4 protein-coding genes and 1 pseudogene are annotated in these 3,483 nt (G+C 57.3%); 2 read left to right on the forward strand and 3 right to left on the reverse strand.

All coding sequences use genetic code 11. The features are described from left to right. Positions 1-81 precede the first annotated feature (81 nt). Positions 82-399, forward strand: a complete 318-nt coding sequence (locus tag G7020_RS23560) for a DMT family transporter (protein WP_000539741.1) — start codon at positions 82-84, stop codon at positions 397-399. A gap of 228 nt (positions 400-627) precedes the next feature. Here G7020_RS23560 and G7020_RS23565 read toward each other — a convergent pair. The 3 genes and pseudogenes from G7020_RS23565 to G7020_RS23575 all read right to left on the reverse strand — a co-directional run. Further along, positions 628-807 (reverse strand): annotated as a pseudogene (locus G7020_RS23565) (integrase core domain-containing protein); the annotation flags it as partial. Between the two features lie 101 nt (positions 808-908). After that, a complete protein-coding gene (locus G7020_RS23570; protein ID WP_000043569.1) occupies positions 909-1,439 on the reverse strand; it encodes a hypothetical protein in 531 nt (176 codons plus the stop codon). 281 nt (positions 1,440-1,720) lie between these two features. After that, positions 1,721-2,626: a LysR family transcriptional regulator gene (locus tag G7020_RS23575; protein WP_033936894.1), complete on the reverse strand. Its 906-nt coding sequence runs from the start codon at positions 2,624-2,626 to the stop codon at positions 1,721-1,723. Positions 2,627-2,931: 305 nt separating this feature from the next. Between G7020_RS23575 and G7020_RS23580 the strand changes: the two genes are divergently transcribed. Further along, on the forward strand, positions 2,932-3,483 hold a 552-nt coding region (locus G7020_RS23580; protein ID WP_181087204.1), incomplete at its 3' end, for a type IV secretory system conjugative DNA transfer family protein.

Here is a 3,483-nt window from a genome sequence, read left to right on the forward strand (position 1 = left end):
CTAAAGAGCCGCCGAAGTTCTAAGCTGGTGGTCATGCCGGAGTATGTATGCCGGATATGAAAAATTTGAAGGAGAATCGCAATGGGTTGGATCTATCTTGTTTTGGCTGGATTGTTTGAAATCGGATGGCCGGTCGGGCTGAAAATGGCGCAAGAGCCAACATCGCGTTGGAGTGGGGTCGCAGTAGCCGTCTCTTTCATGACAATTAGCGGCGCCTTCCTATGGCTTGCTCAGCGTCAGATACCGATTGGGACTGCTTATGCGGTGTGGACGGGTATCGGAGCGGCGGGAACTTTCTTAGTCGGAATTCATTTCTATGGCGACCCAACCTCCCTGATGCGATACCTTGGCGTGGCGTTGATCATCCTGGGCGTTATCACGCTCAAGTTATCGAGTTGATCGCTAGCTCCATTGGTAGCGTAGTCGCTAGGCGACCCAGCTCCCAGAGTGGATCGGGCGCTGGGAACTCGTACGGTCACCTCCTCTCTCTAGTCGCTATGTGACGAGCTTGCCGGCGCCTCGGGAGAGTTCGAGCCAGTGCGCGTAAGGCGGTGGGAGCACCCATTCCGGGTGGCTCCACCTTCAGTGCCTGCGCCAAGGTGACCTGAGTACGAACTTTGTAGCCAGTCAGGCAGTGAGTTCGGAGGGGATGCTATCGGATTGGATCCAGTTGCGCCGGATCGTCGCCGGCGGTTTGTAAGCATGCGCGCTATGCGGCCGCTGCTCGTTGTAGAACTGTCGCCAACGTTCGATCAGCACCTTCGCTTCGGTCCGACTGCGGAACCATTCGCGGTTGAGCAGTTCGTCGCCCATCGTTGCCTGCGAAGTCAGGACCAGCAGAATCCTGAGGGGAGTTCTCATCATGGTTTTCTCCGTTCAGACGCTTGGGATCAAGCGGCCGGAGACCACTACGCCTGCTTGGCTTTGCGCGCTGCCTCGACCAAGCTGTCGAGCCAGTCCTGATGGCCGTTGATCATCGGGTTGGGTTTGGCGTTGTGCAGCTCCTCGGCCGGTTTGCCCTTCTGAGTTTCCTGCGTGAGGATGCGCACGCGCCTGCCGTCCAGGTTCTCAACCAGCCAGGCGTGATGCACATCCAGGCGCGTATCTGTGCCTTCCTCGCCGGACCAGCCGTGCCAGGCCACGCGGCCGGGTTGCCCATCCGCAGGTGGCACGTATTCGTTGCATTGCCCCTCTACCGGGAAGCCGAAGGTCTCGAAGTAAAACCGATCGCCGTCGGCCAGTACCGGGCCTTTGCCGTCATGAAAGCACACGTTAGCCGAGTTGGCGTAGTAGCTTGGCCACAGCGATGGTGTGACGAGTAGAGGCCATACGTCGGCCGCGCTCAAGCCGGCGGCGATGATCTCATTGGAGGCGAAATTCTCAGTAAAGCCCGGCGTGTAGCCTTCGGGCCAGAGGATGGCGTTCTGTTGCTTGCTCATATCGAAGCTCCTTCACAAAATGTCGATGACGCAACAGGGGTGGCTGCGTCATTCAAGTGGTCATGGAGCAAATCATGAGCCTCCATCTGCAATAAGTGAAATCCTAAGTTTCTATTTTTGATATCATAAAATATGATATCAAGGCCTAGGTTCTGCCATCCACCGACTAGGCTATCTCGCAGCGGCGCTACGAAAGGGCGCGTCTCCAATTGAGCCGACTGATTGCTTATTTGTAGTGCGAGGTAGAGTTGTGCTGAGCATGACGATAGGAGCGATCTTGCCTACTTGTTGTTAGCACAGGAAGTGAACAGCAGTGCTCGTATCCAGCGATGTGCTGGATCGTGATGGGTGCGTTCGTGCCAAGCAGCCGTCTTGGTGAACCCCGGTATCTTCACCGGCGGCAGGGAGATAGCCAGCTTGTCCATACCGGCGACCAAGCGGCTCGGCAAGATCGCAACCATGTCACTGGCACGCAGGATGTCTGGCAAGATCAGAAAGCTCTTGACCGACAGTGTGACGCTGCGTCGTTTGCCCAACTGTTCTAGCGCATCGTCGGTGACGCCGCGGAAACCTCCACCATCGTAGGAAACAAGCGCATGGTCGAGAGCACAGAACTGTTTAACGGTCAGCTTGCGCCCCATAGCCGCAGGATGGTCTTCCCGCAGGACACACACATAGTGTTCCTTGAACAGCTCTCGGGCATGCAGATTTGGCGGAGTGATCTCTGGCGTCAGGAGGGCTAAATCGATCTGACCGCGCTCAAGCTGGTTCTGTAGCTGCCCGCTCTCGACTGGCACTAATGAGACTCGTACGCGCGGTGCGTGCCGTTTAAGTGCCGATAGAAATGGGACAGCAACGGCACGCAGCGCATAGTCCGTCGCGGCGATGGAGAAGGTCAGTTGTGCGGTGGCCGGATTGAAGGAAGGTGGCTGGAGCAGCGCTTCGATTTCGGCGAGCACCTGCTTGACAGGCATCCCTAGATCCAGCGCCCGCTGCGTTGGAACGATACCCCGCTGCGAGCGCGCGAAAAGCGGGTCACCGAAGCTCTCGCGCAACCGCGTCAGCATGCCACTCAAGGCCGGCTGGGTCAGTCCCAGACGGGCCGCCGCCCGTGTCACATTGCGTTCGTCTAACAATGCGTCCAGCGCCTTGAGCAAGTTGAGATCCATACTCTTGATATTTTTCATTTTTATTCCAATCTTAAATATCATCGTTTTTCATGATATCTAAATATTGCCTATGAGTGGAAGCAAGGCCCATTGACGGCTTTTTTTGGGTAACTTGCTTGGAACTCTGTATGCGCCGCAGTGCGCTTTCGCTTGCGGCGCTTTTCTTTGACTCGCCACCGCGCTCATTCTTTCTTTTCCCTCGACCATTGTGCTGCGAACGGTCTTTGACCGGCACTAGCCCAGAACCGATCCTGACGCCTGCGACACCCCCTGTGCAACGCTTTCAATGAGACACCAGCGCAGGAGAAATCGGAGGACAGGTCATGCAAGGGACGAACGTTCTGTTCGGCCAGATCGCTGTGGTAATCGGCATCGTGATCGCCGGCGTCTGGGGCGCCACACAATGGACAGCAGCGACCCTTGGCTATCAAGTACGCCTCGGATCGCCCTGGTTCGATCTTCTAGGTGTACCGGTTTATCACCCGTGGCGCTTGTTCGAATGGTGGTTCTTCTTTGATGCCTACGCGCCGCACGTCTTCGACACAGGCGGTGCGATTGCGGGTGGTAGCGGTTTGTTCGCTTTACTCGTCGCCATCGCCATGTCGGTATGGCGTTCTCGGCAGTCGCGGCTGGTTACGACTTATGGTTCGGCACGCTGGGCCGATGCCGTCGACATCCGCAAAGCTGGACTGACCCTCCCGGCGGGCGTCTTCCTCGGCCAACACGACGACCAATACCTCCGACATGAGGGGCCGGAACATGTCCTGAGCTTCGCACCCACGCGCTCGGGCAAGGGCGTGGGCTTGGTGGTGCCTACGTTGCTTTCGTGGCCGGCGTCCGCCGTCATTCACGACATTAAGGGAGAGAACTGGAAG

This window comes from Stutzerimonas stutzeri (assembly GCF_013522825.1).
GTDB lineage: Bacteria > Pseudomonadota > Gammaproteobacteria > Pseudomonadales > Pseudomonadaceae > Stutzerimonas > Stutzerimonas stutzeri_AK.

Bases quoted from the DNA above. Each gene is read 5' to 3' on its own strand.
- G7020_RS23560 (WP_000539741.1), top strand. From the start codon at position 82: ATGGGTTGGATCTATCTTGTTTTGGCTGGATTGTTTGAAATCGGATGG.
- G7020_RS23570 (WP_000043569.1), bottom strand. From the start codon at position 1,439: ATGAGCAAGCAACAGAACGCCATCCTCTGGCCCGAAGGCTACACGCCG.
- G7020_RS23575 (WP_033936894.1), bottom strand. From the start codon at position 2,626: ATGAAAAATATCAAGAGTATGGATCTCAACTTGCTCAAGGCGCTGGAC.